Annotated in this window: 17 protein-coding genes; 2 read left to right on the top strand and 15 right to left on the bottom strand. The window is 61.9% G+C overall.

What is annotated here, in order from left to right:
• Window positions 1-37: 37 nt before the first annotated feature.
• From hutH to DNK89_RS00465, 9 genes are all read right to left on the bottom strand, one after another.
• Window positions 38-1,576 carry a histidine ammonia-lyase gene (gene hutH / locus DNK89_RS00505; RefSeq protein WP_110958479.1) on the bottom strand — a complete coding sequence of 513 codons (1,539 nt, stop codon included), beginning with the start codon at window positions 1,574-1,576 and terminating at the stop codon, window positions 38-40.
• 64 nt (window positions 1,577-1,640) lie between these two features.
• Window positions 1,641-2,453, bottom strand: a complete 813-nt coding sequence (gene hutC, locus DNK89_RS00500) for a histidine utilization repressor (protein WP_110958478.1) — start codon at window positions 2,451-2,453, stop codon at window positions 1,641-1,643.
• 30 nt (window positions 2,454-2,483) lie between these two features.
• A complete protein-coding gene (locus DNK89_RS00495) occupies window positions 2,484-3,263 on the bottom strand; it encodes an ABC transporter ATP-binding protein (protein WP_110958477.1) in 780 nt (259 codons plus the stop codon).
• Window positions 3,260-4,096 carry an ABC transporter permease gene (locus DNK89_RS00490; RefSeq protein ID WP_015014420.1) on the bottom strand — a complete coding sequence of 279 codons (837 nt, stop codon included), beginning with the start codon at window positions 4,094-4,096 and terminating at the stop codon, window positions 3,260-3,262. The genes DNK89_RS00495 and DNK89_RS00490 overlap by 4 nt, the downstream gene beginning before the upstream one ends.
• 22 nt (window positions 4,097-4,118) lie before the next feature.
• Window positions 4,119-5,084 (bottom strand): ABC transporter substrate-binding protein, encoded by a 966-nt coding sequence (locus DNK89_RS00485; RefSeq protein WP_110959131.1) that lies wholly within the window; start codon window positions 5,082-5,084, stop codon window positions 4,119-4,121.
• Window positions 5,085-5,490: 406 nt separating this feature from the next.
• A complete protein-coding gene (locus DNK89_RS00480) occupies window positions 5,491-6,873 on the bottom strand; it encodes a cell wall metabolism sensor histidine kinase WalK (RefSeq protein ID WP_110958476.1) in 1,383 nt (460 codons plus the stop codon).
• Window positions 6,870-7,556 (bottom strand): response regulator transcription factor, encoded by a 687-nt coding sequence (locus DNK89_RS00475; protein WP_110959130.1) that lies wholly within the window; start codon window positions 7,554-7,556, stop codon window positions 6,870-6,872. The genes DNK89_RS00480 and DNK89_RS00475 overlap by 4 nt, the downstream gene beginning before the upstream one ends.
• A gap of 17 nt (window positions 7,557-7,573) precedes the next feature.
• The gene (locus DNK89_RS00470) at window positions 7,574-7,900 is read right to left on the bottom strand and encodes a hypothetical protein (protein ID WP_060986352.1); all 327 of its coding nucleotides are present in this window, start codon (window positions 7,898-7,900) and stop codon (window positions 7,574-7,576) included.
• 17 nt (window positions 7,901-7,917) lie between these two features.
• A complete protein-coding gene (locus tag DNK89_RS00465) occupies window positions 7,918-8,385 on the bottom strand; it encodes a Spy/CpxP family protein refolding chaperone (protein WP_110958475.1) in 468 nt (155 codons plus the stop codon).
• A gap of 558 nt (window positions 8,386-8,943) precedes the next feature.
• Between DNK89_RS00465 and DNK89_RS00460 the strand changes: the two genes are divergently transcribed.
• Window positions 8,944-9,762 carry an AraC family transcriptional regulator gene (locus DNK89_RS00460; protein ID WP_110958474.1) on the top strand — a complete coding sequence of 273 codons (819 nt, stop codon included), beginning with the start codon at window positions 8,944-8,946 and terminating at the stop codon, window positions 9,760-9,762.
• Here the strand turns inward: DNK89_RS00460 and DNK89_RS00455 are convergent.
• Window positions 9,750-11,021 carry a cytochrome-c peroxidase gene (locus DNK89_RS00455; protein WP_110958473.1) on the bottom strand — a complete coding sequence of 424 codons (1,272 nt, stop codon included), beginning with the start codon at window positions 11,019-11,021 and terminating at the stop codon, window positions 9,750-9,752. The two genes, DNK89_RS00460 and DNK89_RS00455, sit on opposite strands and share 13 nt — an antisense overlap.
• 8 nt (window positions 11,022-11,029) lie before the next feature.
• Window positions 11,030-11,467, bottom strand: coding sequence for a FixH family protein (locus tag DNK89_RS00450; protein WP_110958472.1), 438 nt, complete (start codon window positions 11,465-11,467; stop codon window positions 11,030-11,032).
• Between the two features lie 241 nt (window positions 11,468-11,708).
• On the opposite strand from DNK89_RS00450, the gene DNK89_RS24130 reads away from it, so the two are divergent.
• On the top strand, window positions 11,709-12,968 hold the full coding sequence (locus tag DNK89_RS24130; RefSeq protein WP_153064228.1) for a hypothetical protein: 1,260 nt from the start codon (window positions 11,709-11,711) through the stop codon (window positions 12,966-12,968).
• 571 nt (window positions 12,969-13,539) lie between these two features.
• On the opposite strand, the gene DNK89_RS00440 is transcribed toward DNK89_RS24130, so the two are convergent.
• The 4 genes from DNK89_RS00440 to DNK89_RS00430 all read right to left on the bottom strand — a co-directional run bounded on the left by DNK89_RS00440 (window position 13,540) and on the right by DNK89_RS00430 (window position 16,641).
• A complete protein-coding gene (locus DNK89_RS00440; protein ID WP_110958470.1) occupies window positions 13,540-14,508 on the bottom strand; it encodes an ADP-ribosylglycohydrolase family protein in 969 nt (322 codons plus the stop codon).
• 314 nt (window positions 14,509-14,822) lie between these two features.
• Complete coding sequence (locus tag DNK89_RS24125; RefSeq protein WP_153064227.1) at window positions 14,823-15,035, bottom strand: hypothetical protein; 213 nt, start codon at window positions 15,033-15,035, stop codon at window positions 14,823-14,825.
• Window positions 15,036-15,145: 110 nt separating this feature from the next.
• A complete protein-coding gene (locus DNK89_RS00435; protein ID WP_110958469.1) occupies window positions 15,146-15,637 on the bottom strand; it encodes a hypothetical protein in 492 nt (163 codons plus the stop codon).
• Between the two features lie 62 nt (window positions 15,638-15,699).
• Entirely contained in the window at window positions 15,700-16,641 is a 942-nt protein-coding gene (locus DNK89_RS00430; protein ID WP_110958468.1) for a metallophosphoesterase, read from the bottom strand.
• Window positions 16,642-16,697 lie beyond the last annotated feature (56 nt).

Genomic DNA, 16,697 nt, shown 5'->3' with positions numbered 1-16,697 from the left:
TGGGCTCCTGTGAATCAGTGGGTATACGTGGAAAAAATCAGGCGAAGCTGGGCAGGCATTGCGTGAGCGCTGCGGGCCATGTGGACTGCTGGGCCCAGGCGCGCATGGCTTCGATGTCGGGGGCGAGGTAGCGGTCCTGCTCCAGGTAGGCCACGCGCTCGCGGATGGCGGCGAATTGCGCTTCGATGAGGGGTGAACTCTTGAGCGAGCGGTCGAACTCCATGCCCTGCGCGGCCGCCATGGCTTCGATGCCGACCATCACGGCCGCATTGCGCACCATGTCACCCAGGCGGCGTGCGCCGTAGGTGGCCATGGAGACATGGTCTTCCTGGTTGGCCGACGTGGGCAGGCTGGTCACGCTGCTGGGGTTGGCCAGGCATTGGTTCTCTGCCGCCAACGCGGCGGCGGTGACCTGCGCGATCATGAAGCCGGAGTTCACGCCGCTGTCGCGGATCAGGAACGCGGGCAGACCGGAGAGGCCCGGGTCCAGCAGCAGCGACAGGCGGCGCTCGGAAATGGCACCGATCTCGGCCACGGCCAGCGCGATGATGTCGGCCACAAAGGCCACGGGCTCGGCGTGGAAGTTGCCGCCGGAGATCACATCGCCGTTGTCAAAGACCAGAGGGTTGTCGGACGCCGCATTCGCCTCGATGGTCAGCACGCGCGCAGCGTGGTGCAGGTTGTCCAGGCACGCGCCCATCACCTGTGGCACGCAGCGGATGGAATACGGGTCTTGCACGCGGCCGCAGTTCGGGTGCGAGGGGTCGATGGCGCTGCCGTCCAGCAGCGCACGCACGGCGGCGGCCACTGCGATCTGCCCGGCCTGGCCGCGCGCCTCATGGATACGCGCGTCAAACGGCTTGACCGAGCCCTTGATGGCTTCCAGCGACAGGCAGCCGGCAACCAGCGCGGCAGCAAACACGCTCTCGGCGCCGAACAACCCGGCCAGCGCCAGCGCGGTGGACACCTGTGTGCCGTTGAGCAGCGCCAGCCCTTCCTTGGGGCCCAGCACAAAGGGCTGCAGGCCAATGGAACGCATGGCCTCGGCACCCGACACCACCTTGCCGTCCACCTTGGCCTGCCCCTCGCCGATCAGCACACAGGCCAGGTGCGCCAAGGGCGCCAGGTCGCCCGACGCCCCCACCGAGCCCTTGGCCGGGATCACCGGCAGCACGTTGGCATTGGCCAGGGCCAGCAGCGCATCCACCAGCTCGGGCCGCACGCCCGAGTGGCCGCGCGCCAGGCTCACGGCCTTGGTCGCGAGGATGAGGCGCACCACGTCATCAGGCAGCGGGTCGCCCGTGCCCACGCTGTGCGACAGCACCAGGTTGCGCTGCAGTTCAGCCAGGCGGTCGTGCGCAATCTTGGTGCTGGCCAGCTTGCCGAAGCCGGTGTTGATGCCATAGACCACCTGGTCTTCATCGACGATGCGCTGCACCGTGGCCAGGGATTTCTGCAAACCCGCGCGGGCCGAAGCGTCCAGCACCACCTGCACGGGGCCGGCGTGGATGCGGCGCAGCTCAGCCAGCGTGACGAGGCCGGGGTGCAGGGTGATGGGAGATGCGTTCTGTGTCATGGCGTTGATCCTGTATATACAAGTAGGTACAAGCGAAAAAATTCTGTGCTTTTGGCGAAAAATCTCAACCAGCGACGGGGTTGCCGTCGGCGCGGAAGCGGCTACCCAGGCGGTAACGGGTGGCGGGGTGCAGGCAGCGCACCACGGTGATCGGCACGCCGCGCGACCAGGTGCGGCGGGTGAGCAGCAGGCAGGGCTCCTGCGGAGACATCTCCAGCAGCGTGGCCTGCTCGGCGGTGGGCATGACGGCATCGACCACATGCTCGATCTGGTCGAAAGGCACGTTGCGCACCAGGTATTCGGAAGGTTGCAGTTGCGTGAAGTCTTGCGCGGCGAACTGGGGTACCTGGCGTGGGTTCACGTGGCGGTCTTCCAGCTGCACGGGCAGGCCGTCTTCGCGGTGGATGCACAGCGAGTGGAACACCGACTCGCCGGTGCGCAGGTCCAGCGCGGCGGCCACCTCCAGCGTGGCGGAGGTGCGCTCCACCGTCAGCACGTCGCAGCGGTAGTCGTGCCCGCGCTGGCGGATCTCGCTCGCCAGGTTGGCAATCTGCAGCAGCGTGGACTGCGGCTTGTCCTCGGCCACGAAGCTGCCCACACCGGCCACGCGCACGATGCGGCCCTGCTCCACCAGCTCGCGCAGCGCGCGGTTCACCGTCATGCGCGAGATGCCGAACTGGGTGACCAGTTCGTTCTCGGACGGAAGGCGGTCACCCGCGCGCCAGATGCCTTCCTGAATCTTGCGAGAGATGTGGTCCTTGACCTGCTCGTACAGCGCCATGGCCTGCGCGGGCGCAGCCGCAGAGGCCACGGCCTTGGCAGGCGTGGCGCTGCGCGGTGCAGCGGCGGTGGTGCGGCGGGATGGACGGGCGCTCATGGGTGAATGCGGGGTGGGTGCAGGTTCAGATCAATGCAGGTCCGCCGCCATGGATTCGGCGCGGATCTCTTCGGTCAGGCGCGCCTTGAGGTCCATGAACTCGGGGCTGGTCTTGATCGTGTAATGGCGCGGGTGGGGCAAGTCCACCGCCAGCTCGGTCTTGATGCGGCCGGGCCGGGCGCTGAACACGGCCACGCGGTTGGCCATGAAGATGGCTTCGTCGATGTCGTGGGTGACGAAGAGCACGGTCTTGCGTTCGACCTCCCAGATGCCCAGCAGCAGCTCCTGCATGAGCACGCGGGTCTGGTTGTCCAGCGCACCGAAGGGCTCGTCCATCAGCAAAATCTTGGGGTCGTTGGCCAACGCGCGGGCAATGGCGGTGCGCTGCTGCATGCCACCCGACAGCTGCTTGGGGAAATGCTGCTCAAAGCCGCGCAGGCCCACCTTGGCGATGAAGTACGCGGCGCGCTCTTTTTGCTGCGCCTCGGGCATGCCCCGCTCGCGCAGGCCGAAGCGGATGTTCTGCTCGATGGTGAGCCAGGGGAACAGCGTGTAACTCTGGAACACCATGCCGCGATCGGCACCGGGGCCTTCGACCGGCACGCCGTCCAGCAGCACGCGGCCGCCGGTGGCGTGGTCCAGGCCCGCAACGATGCGCAGCAGCGTGGACTTGCCGCAGCCCGAGGGGCCGAGGATGGTCACGAAGTCGTTGTCACGCACTTCAAAGTCCACCGGCAGCAGCGCCTGTGTGCGCTGGCCTTTGCGCCCCTCAAAGGTGCGCGAGACGGCTTGGATGGATACGCTGCTCATCGCACAAAACTCCAGGCAAACAGACGGTGGTTGAGCGCCTTGAAGGCGAAGTCGGACACCAGCCCGATGAGGCCGATGATGATGATGCCGAAGATGATCTGGCCGGTGTTGAGCAACGACTGGCTGTCGGTGATCATGTGGCCGATGCCGCTGGACGAGCCGATCAGCTCGGCCACGATGACATACGTCCAGGCCCAGCCCAGCACCAAGCGCAGGGTTTCGGCGATCTCGGGTGCGGCGCCGGGGATCAGCACCCGCGTGACGATGCCCTTGTGGCCCGCGCCCAGTGTGTAGGCGGCCTCCACCAGGTCGCGCCGCGCGCCGCCCACGGTGACGGCGACCATTAGCGTGATCTGAAACACCGAGCCGATGAAGATGACAAGGATCTTCTGCGCCTCGCCAATGCCCGCCCACAGGATCAGCAGCGGAATGAACGCCGACGCAGGCAGGTAGCGGCAGAACGAGATGAAGGGCTCGAAGAACGCCTCGATTCCCTTGTACGCGCCCATCGCGATGCCCAGCGGCACAGCAATGACCGCTGCCAGGATGAAGCCGCCGACCACACGCCAGATGGTCATGCCGATGTCTTTGATGAAGCCGTATTCGGTGAACAGCAGCCAGCCTTCTTTCACCATGGTGACGGGGCTGGCCAGGAAGGTGGGCGACACGAAGCCGCCCAGGGTGAAGAACGCCCACACCGCCACGAACAGGGCGAAAAAGGCCAGCCCCAGCATCCAGCGGGATCGGCTGCTCACAGGCTCCAGCGGGGCCAGGGAGCGCCGGCGCACGGTGGCCTTTGGCTCAGAAACGGACAGGGGTTGCACGGCGGACATGGAGCGCTCTTCTTCCGTCTATTTACTTGATGAAGCTGGCGTCAAAGGTGACGTTCAGGTCTTCAGGTGCCTTGCGGATGATGCCGGCCTCCAACAGGATGGCCGTGGCGTCCTTCATGAAGGACTGCAGTTCGCCGGCAAAGAACTTCTGGTTTGCGGCCTTGTCCTGCCAGCGCAGGAAGGACGAGGACTTGGCAAACTGCTCGCCCGTCTGCTTGACGGCGGCGCCCATGATCTCGTTGGACTTGGTCGGGTCGGCCTTGATCATGTCGAGCGCCTGGAAGTACGAATTGGCCAGCGCCTGTGCGGCCTTGCCGTTGGCCTTGAGCCAGGTGGGGTCGCAGCCCACGGTGTCCATCACCATGGGGTAGTCGAGCGTGGTGGCCAGAATCTTGCCGGCGCTGGGGTTCTCACGCACGGTAGACAGGTAGGGCTCGTACGTCATGGCAGCGTCGTTCTGGCCCGCCACAAAGGCCTGTGCCGCCGCCTGGGGCGACAGCGTGGTGGTCTTCACGTCCTTGAGGCTCATGCCGTTCTTGCTCAGCATCCAGGCCAGGCCGAAGTACGGGGCGGTGCCGGGCGCATCCACGCCGATGGTCTTGCCCTTGAGGTCCGCAAAGCTGTTGATGTTGCCGCGCACTGCGATGCCGTCGGCGCCATAGGACTTGTCCATCTGGAAGATTTGCACGATGGGCACGCCGTTGGCGTTCCAGGCGACGTGCGTCTCGACCGTGGTAGCGGCGCACTGGATGGACTTGGAGGCCAGGGCCAGGTGGCGGTCCTTCTGCGGGATCATCTTGATCTCCACATCCAGGCCGTTCTTCTTGAAGATGCCGGCCTTGTCGGCCAGCGTGAGCGGTGCAAAACCTGTCCAGCCGGACATGCCCAGCACGATTTTGGTGTCCTGCGCCTTGGCCGGTGCGGCCAGGGCCATCATGCATGCTGCTGCCGCTGCCAGCGACGTCCATTTCACAACCGATCGAGTCATCATCTGCTCCTGTTTGAAGAAAGTACCTTGGCCCTGCCCACCGGAACGCACCTGCGTACCGAAGGCCATGATGACAGCTTCAGCATACCTGTATATACAGGGTAAACACTGAAAAATCCGACTCATGCGAGGGGGTGACGATCTTGAGCAAGAACGAGGCCAGGGAGGATGGCGACTTCTCGGGTGGCCCCGGGTGGCAGAAATTACTCCTGATTTGATAGCTATTAGCGCAATAAATACCTGCGCTACAGAGCAAAAAGACTATGAATCTGCCTTGTGAGGCCTGCCATGGCCCCTGGTGCGGCCAGTTCTCCCGCGCACCAGTCCTGTGCGCTGCTCTGGCCGCGCCGGTGCGACGCCACCTGCCGGCGCGCAGGCCAGCCTGTCTATGCCGCCGGCGGGCGGCCTATTCCACCACCGGCAGACGCACGGTGACCGACAGGCCAGGCTCTGCATTGCGCATGTTCAGCTGCCCATCGTGCGCTTGCGCCACCAAGCGGCACAGGTACAAGCCCAGCCCCACGCCACCGGTGGTGCGCTGGCGTGCAGTGTCCGGCCGGTAGAACGCCTGGGCAAGGTGGGGCAGGTGCTCGGGGGGCACGCCGCGCCCATGGTCACGCACCTCCAGCTCCAGCACCCTGCCCTCATCCACCAGCCGCAGATGCAGCTCGGGCGGGAAGGCGCCCGACTCGCTGTGGCGCAGGCTGTTGTCCAGCAGGTTGCGCAGCAGCAGCCGCAGGCGGGATCGGTCGAGCCGCACTGCGGGCAAGTCCGGCGCTGTGTGCAAGGCAATGTCGGCGGCGCCCGCATGGCGGGAGCACAGGTCGGCTACCACTTCGCGCGCCAGCTCGGCCACATCGGTGGGCTCGCGGTGCAGCGCCGCATGGCGGCCCGCGAGGCGCTCGCTTTCCAGCAGGTCCGTGATGAGGCCTGCCATCTCGCCCAGGTCACGCATCAGCGCCAGGCGTTGGGGTTGCACGTCGGCCGTTTCGGGCAGCAGCTCGGTATTCAGGCGGGCCCGCGTGAGAGGGCTGCGCAACTCATGGCTCATCGCCAGCAGCAGCGCGCGCTTGGCCTCCAGCATCTGGTGGATGTCATCTCCCATAGTGTTGATGGTCTCGGCCAGCTGGCCCAGCTCGTCCGGCCGGTGGGCATGCCGCACCGGAATCGGCTGGGCAAAGTTGCCGTTGCCAAAGCGCTGCGCCCCCTGGCGAATGTCGTCCAGCGGCCGCAGCAGATGCCGCACATACACATAGGCCAGCGCCGTGAGCAGCAGCAGCACGGTGAGCGTGCCCCACGCAATGCGCGGGCGCTTGTCCCAGGACAGCGCGTTCAGCCCGAACTCGATATGGTGCCCATCGGCCGTCGTGCGACGCAGCAGGCTGTGCCCATTCTCGTCACCGGTCCAGCGGCTTTCCTGGCGGACCTTGTCGCTCATCCATTCAGGGTTCTGCTGATCGGGGTGCGAGGCCCAATGGATCTGCGGGCCGTCGATGCGCAAGGTCAGCGGCAGGCGGTTGGCGATTGCCTGAGCTCGCTCAATGCTTGGCGGGCTGCCAATCTCGGCCGCCAAGCGGTCCACATAGTCCATCAACAGCGGCCGTGCGGCTTCGCGCCAACCCACCGACACAGCCTTTTGCACACCGCCCATGAACGTGACGGCGACGGCCACGGCCAAAGCCATGAACACCAGCACCAGCCGAATGCGCAGCGAATGCCCCACCGCGTGGCGCGCCCGGCGGTGCCAGGGGCAGTTCGGGTCGTGGACGGGAGAACAAATCTTCTTCATGGGGCAGCGCGGCGCAGGGCCAGGGAATAGCCCACGTTGCGCAGCGTCTTGATGCAGTCCAGCGGCTCCAGCTTTTTGCGCAACCGGCTCACCACGATATCCACCGCGCGGGTGTACAGCTCAGCCTCATGACCGCGCAGCTGGTTCAGGATGTCGTCGCGGCTGAAAACTTTGCCCGGCTCGCGCGCCAGCAGGTGCAACAGGTCGAACTCCGTGCCGGTGAGCTCCACCACCACGCCGTGGCGCTGTACGCTGCGGCGCGCGGCGTCGATGGAGAGGCCCTCAAACTCCAGCGAGCCCGCTGCAACACCGGGCCCTGGCGCCCGGCGTCGACGCAACACCGTCTGCAGGCGTGCCACCAACTCGCGCGGCTCGAAGGGCTTGGGCAGATAGTCGTCGGCCCCCAGTTCCAGCCCCACCACACGGTCCATCACCTCGCCGCGTGCGGTCAGCATCACGATGGGCAGGTCGCCCTGCTTGCGGATGGTGCGGCACAGCTCGAAGCCATCCATTTCCGGCAGCATGACGTCGAGGATGGCCGCGTCGAAGCCGCCGGCTGTCAGTTGCGCCAGGCCATCGCTGGGCCGAAGGGCGTGAACTAGCTCCAGCTCAAAACGCTGGAAGTAAGTGGCCAGGGGCGCGCCTAACTGCGCGTCGTCGTCAATCAGCAATATGCGGTGCATGAGCAATTCTCACACCGTCAGGCGCGCTCCCCACGGGGTTCATCGACAGAAGCGCCTGCCGCACACAATGCGCGGTGCCGCACGATGAGCCGGCGTAAACGGCCCTGCGCACCAGCGTGCAGCGCGTCAAAATGGTCGGCAGCCGCCAACAAAGCGGGCAGCGTGTGGGCCGCCACCGAGGGCTGGCGGGCTACCAGGCCCATCGCATGCTCGCGGTCAAAGCGCGGCCCCCAGACCAGAGACATCAGCTCATCGTGAGGCTCCGGCATCCCCGACAGCAGCGCAGGCCCGTGCACACGAACGCCCTGGGCGAGGCGGTGGATAGGTTCCAGCGTGGGTGACATGCAATGCTCCTCGCCCGTTATCCGCGGGCCATCCAGCCCTTGCGTCGCTGCATCAGCTCACGCACTTTTTGCTGTTGGTCTGGGTTCAGGCTGTCATAAAAGTCGGCCATCGCATTCACCACTGCCGGGCTGTGGTCCTGCACCGCACGCGTCTTGTCTTCGAGCAGGGACTGCGCCCGCGCCCGATCAAACTTGTCGCCCGCCACAATGGCCTGCACCTCGGCACGGGGGTCTGCTGTCTTGCCGATGAATGCCGCACGCTGGGCCTCCAGCTGATCGGCCAGCGCATTGAGTTTGGTCTTTTGCGCCTCGTTCAGGTCAAGCTTGCTGCTCACCCGGTCCACCATCTTGCCGCGCACTTCGGCCATCTTTTCCGCAGTCATCGGGCCGCGCTGATGGTGCCCGCTGGAGCAGGCCGTCAGCCCACCCACCGCGATGGACGCACCCAAAATGCCCATCAGCGTTTTCTTGATCCAGGGTTTCATGATGCAGTCCTTTCAAAGACGGTATGGAACATGACCCTGATGGTGCCCGCAGCGGCCTGGAACGTGGTCTCGACCCAGTTTCGGTTTATTTCATTTTGTTTCTTGGGCGGCGTTGGCGAAAGATGCTGGCGGGTCGTCGATTTTGTGGAGACCAATATGTGGGCCCGCTTTGTCTGATGTTTCCCGTGCGAAGCCGAGACATGCACCACTGCAAATTGACGCGGAGAGACTGAACTACGGCTTCCCACAGCGGAAGCAGCAGACGGCATGAGCGGATCAAGCGGATACAGCGAAAAGCCGCGCTCGGACACTCAAAACCGTAAAAAAGAAAAACCCCCAACTGTGCCGTTACGCATTTCCCGTCCGCAAAATTAGGCATATGTTGTCCGCAGCTCCAAGGGAACGCGCATACCTGGACAACCTGTAAAAAGGCATAAAGTGGCCGAACGGGAAAAAATTAGCCATAAAGTGTCCAAACGGAATCCGGTAGGCCCTCGCCGCTCTACACCAGGAGGCCCATAGCCTCCTGCTCCCGAGTCCGACGTAGACTTCGCCCTCATGGAAAAGCCCACCGTCCGTCGATATCGGGGTGACTTTGTCGCCTGGGCAGGCGTGTGTGGTTTTATTGGCGAAGGCGGTGATGGCGCCTCAATCTCTCCACATTCACACTACGCCATACAGCTGGCCATCGGCGCGCCATCGGGCCTGAGAGTTCAGTTGGGTCGCAACGGCAACTGGCAGTCCTGTGCTGCAGCCCTGGTGCCCTCCAGGGCGACCCACACTATTGATGTCAATGGCTGCAACATGAGCGTCGTACTCTTTATCGAGCCCGAAACGCCCACAGGCAGGGCTCTGGCTGCCCGGCTCCAAGGTAGACCCGAGCTACTCGATGCTGCGACGGTCGAGATTGCGGCCAAGAATCTGGACCGTGCCTGGCGGGTCGAGAAAAGCTACGACGCCGTCAAGGCAGTCTGTATGCAGCTGGTCCAGGAGATTTCACGCACTGAACCTCGCGAGCCGTCGGACCCACGGGTACTGGCGGCCGTGGAGTACCTCCGCCAGCGAGTGGGCGAAGCCGTGACACTTTCCGAGGTCGCGAAGGTTGCAAACCTGTCACCTGGTCGGTTCAGGCATCTCTTTGTAGAAGAGACTGGCATGCCCCTCAAAACCTACATCTTGTGGCGTCGGTTGCTGCACGTCTGGACACTACTCATGCGGGGAGAAACGCTTTCGGCAGCGGCACATGCAGCAGGCTTTGCGGACTCCGCGCATCTCTCCAGGACCTCGCGGAACATGTTCGGCCTCGCTCCATCTACCCTTCAGATGACGGGCCCACTCAGTGCGCAAGCTCGTGGCCTGGAGCATCACTTGGGCTGAACGACCGGGCCAGTGAAGGCATGAAGGAAAGCGGCCAGGTCTTGTATATCGGCAGCCGATAACCGGATAGTCTGGCGCTCAGCATGCTTCTCGCCAGGGCGTGCAAGTTCACTGTGTCCAATCGCGGCCTTCGGCGATGCAGCGTAGTGCTGCAGCACCTGGTCCAGGCTCGCGAACTGGCCCGCGTGCATGTAAGGCGCTCTGGCTGCCACGTTGCGTAGGCTTGGAGTACGAAACGCACCGAGTTGGCCTGCATCGTTCGTGTTGAGAAACTGAAGTTCTCCACACTGCTCCGGCTTGGCATCGCTATACGGTCCAAGACAGTTGAATTCATCCTTGAGGAGCTGCTTGAGCCCGTCGATGCGCCCGCGGTCGGGATTCTTAGGGTCTACCGGCGGTACTCCGGTGTTGTGAAAAGCATGGTCCGTCAGCAAAGGTCCGTTGTGGCAGGTAACGCATTGCCCCTTGTTGAGGAATGTACGCAGCCCTCGGACCTCCTGAAGCGTGAGACTTTCCTGACCACGTGCATCGCCGCGGACAGTAGCCTCCGCGTACTCGTCGAACCGTGACTCTCCGTAGACGATGTTGCGCTCGTAGGCAGCGATGGCCTTACCCATATTCGCAAAAACCCGATTCACTCCGTCACGCGTCGTCGCAGACAAGGCCGTCCAGGCTGCTCGCTCTGCGTCGCTGCCATTGGGAGAAGCGTTTTCCGGTAGCTGGCCAAGCACGGGTATGGGGCCGAACGCAGCCTGATATTGAGACTTGTAGTGGCCAAGCACGAGCTTCACAAAAGCCACGCGGTTGCCGCCGTGCTCTGCGGGGTCTTCCAAGGGGCCCAGCGCTTGCGACCAAGCACTGTCTTTACGCCCATCCCAAAAAAGGAATGGCGAATGCGCTGCGCCCATAACCGGCATGGTCCGACGCTTGCCCGTTCCAACACCCTGACCGAACTGACGGCCGTCTTCGAACTGGCCGGCGGCCGAATGGCAACTGGCGCAGGACACTTGACCGTTCTTGCTGAGCCGCGTGTCATTGAACAACGCACGCCCCAGCGCAGCTGCCTCGGTCTTTTGCTCGTAGGCGTTGGAAAAATCGGCTGGACGCACACCAGCCACTTTGAGGCGCATGGACGCAAGAGTGGCTACTTCTTGAGCCGTCCACTTGTCGCGAAGCGGCGCACTGAGCTCCTGTGCGGCGAACACGGAGACTGTGAATGCGGCTACCGCAGCAAAAGCCCAGATGACACGCTTCTTCATCACCGACCTCAGCGCCCGCTCGGGTTGTTCACTACGGTATTGAAGGTGACTTTGTCTGCACCTTGCGGCCCATCGATGGAAAGCTTCATTTCCCACCACCCTGTCATGCTGAATTTCATCCCATCCAGCGCATAGCTCCCTGCTTCGATTTCCCGCGTAACGCGCGGCTGTGTGGGCAAGCCATGGCCGTGCTGGGGCATGCCGCCATCGACCAGGAACTTGGCGCCCCGAACAGGCGCGCCCTCGGCAGTGGCCAGCTTCACCGTCCAGCTGTGCATTTGATTGATGGCGGGCGTTTGAGCAGGCGGGAGAAGCTCTACGTGGTAGACGCCACCGGCAGATTTCTTGGCTAGGGATAAGTCCAAGTTCTTGGGCGTTGCCATACAGCCAGCGGTCAGGACTGCGGCCGTCAAAAGCGCGAGCGAAAAAGTCATTCTTTTGAGCATGATGTTTTCAAAGTGGTTTCTTTGAGGAGGGTTGCGATTGAACGAATTGTTCGCAGAGCGAGGGCTTTCGAATTGAACGCAGGGGCTGAGTTGGCAGCCCTTTCGTTCAACACTGGAGATGCCTAGCAAAGATTTCACCCGCAAAAAATCGACTACAGCTAACGAGGACCACGTCGAAGCAGGTTCGCGTGCATGCAAACCGCCGAGGCAACATCCCCTAACTTCAGACACAGGAGTAGTTATGACAACGCCGGAATCCGTCACGCGAGAGCAGCTCTACGAACTGGTATGGCGGGAGCCGATGCTCAAAGTCGCACAGGGCTTTGGGGTCTCTTCGAGCTATTTGGCACGCGTCTGCACTGAACTGCGAGTGCCGCGCCCCGAACGAGGCTATTGGGCGAAGCTGGAATTTGGCAAGAATCCGGCGCGTCCTCCACTTCCAGCGCCCCAGCTCAGCGACATCACTGAGTGGAAGCCTGGTGCAGCTATCGGAACGGCCCAACGAACAGCCGTCCAGAGGCGAAAAAAATCTGCCACACAGCCCAGCACCACGACTCCGGTTGACCAACGACACGACCTACTGGTCGGCGCACGGCCACTCTTCCTCAAGACCCGTGCAACGGACAACGAACTTCTGCGCCCATATAAAAGGTGTCTTGTAGACATCGTGGTGTCCGAAAAGAATTTGGATGAAGCATTGAATGCGGCGAACGCCCTATTCAATGCGCTGGAGGGCAAGAAACATCGGGTTTCTCTGGGCGCATCAAATGCACACGCCCGTCGCGCCGAAGTCGACGTGCGCGAGGTACCCATCAAAAACAGGTACTACCGGCAAGTCTGGTCTCCCGACCGCGTGACCATCGTCCGAATTGGTAGATTGGAACTCGGCCTCACTTTGTTCGAGATGACGGAAAACGTCGAAATGATGCGCGTTGGCAGCGGCAAGTACGTCCCCGTCAGAGACCTAACGACTGAGCAACTGCGCCGCTACAAAGAGCCTCACTACTGGCGTACACACGACGACATCGCATCAGGCAGGCTTGCGCTCCAGGCTTACTCCGCAAACTGGAGGGTGCCATGGGTCCAAGTCTGGCGGGAAAGCAAGGCTGGACAGTTTGCCGCCATGGTACCCAGCATCGTCAAAGCGCTAGAAGCTGCAGTGCCGGACCTTGAGCGCAAGGGAGCTGAGGCAGAGGTACGAGCGGCGGAGGAGGAACGCAAACGCGATGAAGAGTGGCTGCGCGCAAGAGAGAAAGCAGAAAAGGCTCGCCAAGACAAGGCTCGACAGGATGCTCGGAACGACCTGCTTTCGGCTATCGCGGCTTGGGAGCAGACCCGCAGCATCCACGCGTACTTTCAAGCAGTCGAGCAGCAGCTAGAGCAGCTGGTAACGCATGAGGCCAGCGAACTCCGGGAGCGCCTGGAGAAAGCACGAGCGCTGGTGGGCGAGCCTGACGCACTCGCGCATCTTTTGAGTTGGCGGGCTCCTCAGGAGCGATAGGCAGGCGACCTCCTCACACTGCATCCTCCGCCGTAGAGACTCGTAGCTACGGAACATGAACTAACATCATCCGCAGACACAAACAATCTTTCGTAGTCGAATTACATTCATGAACGGATGCAATTCGAACATCGAGCTGAAAGCTGCCCTTGGTGTCGTAACACTCGCAGGACCGTGCCGGGCCTTTGTTCCCTCGATGCAGGGGATGAGATGAAAGGCACTGCGGGCGATGTGCTGTATCTCGACCTTGATGGTGTGCTCCATCACGAGAACTGCTTTGGCACCCACGGCGTGGAGCGTATCTCGATGCGCCGCCTGAATACACGCTGTTCCAGCAAGCTGAGCTTTTATCTACGCTGCTTGCTCCTTATCCGCAGGTCGAAATCGTTTTGAGCACGTCGTGGGTAAGGCGATATGGGCTGCTGCCGGTTTCAACGACACCTTGTTAAGGTGGAAGATGAAACCGGCAGCAGCCCAGTAGGCGATGCCCCATTGGTGGAGACACTTGGTGGTAGCCATCCAGAGATTAAGAACGTCCGTCCAAAACCGCGCTCTTAATCGCATTGAACCATCAGGCAATCAATTCGGTTGCCAAGCTAACAGCGTCTTTTGTCCGCAACCACGGCGGCCTGGGCCGCCCTTTGGCAGTGTCGCAGGTAAGCACCGCGCGGCTCATCGACTCCGGAATCCCAGCGAGTCCCACACGTGCCCCTACCAACCCTCCAACGATGCAAGCGTTCGTGTCTGTATCTCCACCACCCGCCAATACCTGCCGCAGCGCGACTACAAAAGTTGTCTCGCGCAGTAGATGGTAAAAGGCGTGCGTGAACGCAATCCGCACAAAGCCGGCCATGAGGCGGCGCGCAGGGAGAACGCCTTGTTCCGCATCGTCAAGCCATGAGCGAACTTCGTCCGCACCCTCATCCGTGCCCCCATCAAGTGCCCCCTGCGCTTGGAGAAACGCCCCCCGAACGTCACCGGCATTCAGCAGTAGATGCCGAATGGCTACGACGTAAGCAGCATTCGTCCATTGACAAGCCAGGTTCGGGTGGGTCAAGGCAGCGTCAGCCCTAGCGGCTGCAACGGCTTCTTCCAAGGTGCATCTCACCGACCAGATGCCCAAGGGGCTGACACGCATCAGTGCCCCGTTAGCTTTTGATGCGAGATTGTGTTTTGCCGCGTTTGCAGACACTGCATCGGCAATGGACACATCGGCTCTCACTTTGCCCCCCAAAGCGCTGGACGTCGCGTTCCCAATATCGAAAGGGGGACTGGCTACCCAAGCTCGATAGTTGGTTGCAACCTTCTCACGGGGATAGGTTTTTTCTCCCACCAATGCCCGTGCGAGCGCCAATGTCAACTCGCCATCGTCCGTGACTTGGCCGGGCGCTACGCGAAAGACGCCTCCGCCTTTCATGGCAAGAGCATCGTCCAGCTCGGTATCGTCAGGCCGGTGCCCGAGAAACTCCAGGCGCGCTCCTGCTGAATCACCGACGAAGGCGCCGACCAGACAACCTTGTGCGAGGTTTTTGATATCCATCTGTTTTTTTCTCCTTCGCCTCAGGCTTCGTGTTTGATGGACGTTCTTAAGCTTGCTGAGCAGCGGTTGCCGCGGCAAGGCCCCGGAAAACCCGCAAGGTGTATTCGAGCTTCTTCCTGTCCTCACTCGTAAGTTCAATGGCTTCACGGGTGAATTCCTTCGCCTTCAACAGGTAGCTCTCTACGCTCAGGGCATCGCGCCTGTTGAAGCAGACCACTGGTAAACGCTTGTCTCATCGCTGGACTTGAACTCTCATGGACGCACTCCCCGAATGTTCGGCGCTGCTACAAGCCAACGAAGGCCAGCTGCCCCAGTCAGTTGTCGTCAAAAGGAGGAAGGTCTGCAGCGTCTTCTGTCATCCACCGATGCAGTTCTTCGGAAACAAACCAAGCGAAGTAATCCATGGACGCGTTGTCATCTGGAATGGGTGCCCCAGAGGCAAGCCGAGCTTCAAAACTCCAGTCGTAGCCCATCCAGACAATTCGTAACTTGAGGGTGCCGTCCCTATGCTTCCAAAAATCGGCCACAGCGGTAGTTGTGCTTCGGACGCTGACGCCGGGCACCGCGCACCTCTGCAAACCCCTTGCATCAAACCTGGACACGCCCTTCAACAGATAGGCACTTCCAGCAGACACACTCATCCCCCCAGGACTTTCCCAAAGACCTTACTGCCGTCCGTCACCAAGTCGCCGAACTGGTGGGTGTCCCGATTGAGCACCCTGAAGCCGGTTGCACGCTTGTCCTTTTCATTCCACTGGTACAGCAACACATTGCATGCCTTGTAGTGGTCCGCCACCACCTCCATGCGAGCGATGTCCTCTGCGGTCGGAATCGGCGCACTCCCCCCCTTCACCTGTATCAGCATGATGTCGAAAAGGTCCAGGTGCTTGAGCTTTTCAAACTCAGGGCCAGCCGACAATTCCCACCGTTTTCGAATGGCCAGGATGTCAACGATGCCTGCGGACTCCCGACCGTTGGGTCCAGGAAAATCCACCCAGTGCCAACGCCCACCGTGCTTGTTGGATTCACGTGCCAGGTGCGCCTTGGCAAGGGTCGTGGCAGTCTTTGCGGTCTTGATAGCCCTTCCGGCCGCGACCTGCATCTTTGTTGGTTCCGCTTTTTCCGTCATCGTCTCTCCAGTATCGTGAGTTGAGTCGTCAAGAATGGCCTCTGTCAATCTGCCCGGATGCGCTAGTTCTTCGGTGGGCTAGTGACGAAATTCTTCGATGACAGGCGCTCCTCACCGCTCCAGCGATACGCCACCAGCGGACCGCCCTTTCCGGCGCTGTAGTCCACGCATGCCATTTGCTCGGCCTGCAAGACGGGCGCCCCCTGCATCCAGTAGTGGCCGAAGAAAACGGGCTTGCGCTGGTCGTACGTGGGCTTGATGCCGTGCACGTGAATGTCGGGCAACTGCGCCCTCTCCTCATCAGGCATCAATGCGAGGTCACGGTAGCTGGACGCGTGTGCGTCCCACCACCGGATACGGACATTTCGCCGCTCATGACCGTCCTTGTCCCTAAACGAGTGACCAGGTGGCAACGCAACCTCCAGGCCCTTGGTAAGCCCTTCGACTGCCCGAAAGACTGGGTCATCACTGCGACTGGCACGAACCATGAGCTCAGCCGTCAGTGTCCGCCCCTCGCCAAGTAACGGAGCCAGCTCCGCCATGTAGCCGTCGTGCCAACATGCATGCACGACCCGAAGCCCAGGCAAGTCCAACCACAGCGGGAGTGTGAGAAACCAGTCGATGATTTCCGCGTGCAACGGTGTTCCCTCGACCTCGCCCAGGAAGGCGCTATGCTGGTGACGGTTTTTGACGCCCAGTTCACCGTGACGTGGCCGCAGAAAATGGCCCGAGTCGACCCAATCAGGGTCTGGCAGGTGCCACGCAATCGCGTTGAACTCGTGATTGCCCAAGATGGCCAGAGCACTGTCTGCCTCAACCATGTTTCGCGCGAGCCGATAGGTGTCTACTTGCCTGGGACCTCTATCGATGAAGTCGCCCACAAAGATGGCCTTTCGGGTCGGATGCCGGTAGGCACCCGCATGCTGACGGTAGCCCATCGCAAGCAGCAGAGCCTCCAACTTGTCAGCCTGACCATGAACGTCACCAACAATGTCGTATTCCATGGGGACCCCTTAGTTGCATAATGACACTATTCTAGTGATGTTAGTGGCAAATTGCA

The organism is Acidovorax sp. ST3 (assembly GCF_003231145.1).
Taxonomy (GTDB): domain Bacteria; phylum Pseudomonadota; class Gammaproteobacteria; order Burkholderiales; family Burkholderiaceae_C; genus Acidovorax.
This window is presented reverse-complemented; position numbering and strand designations above follow the sequence as displayed.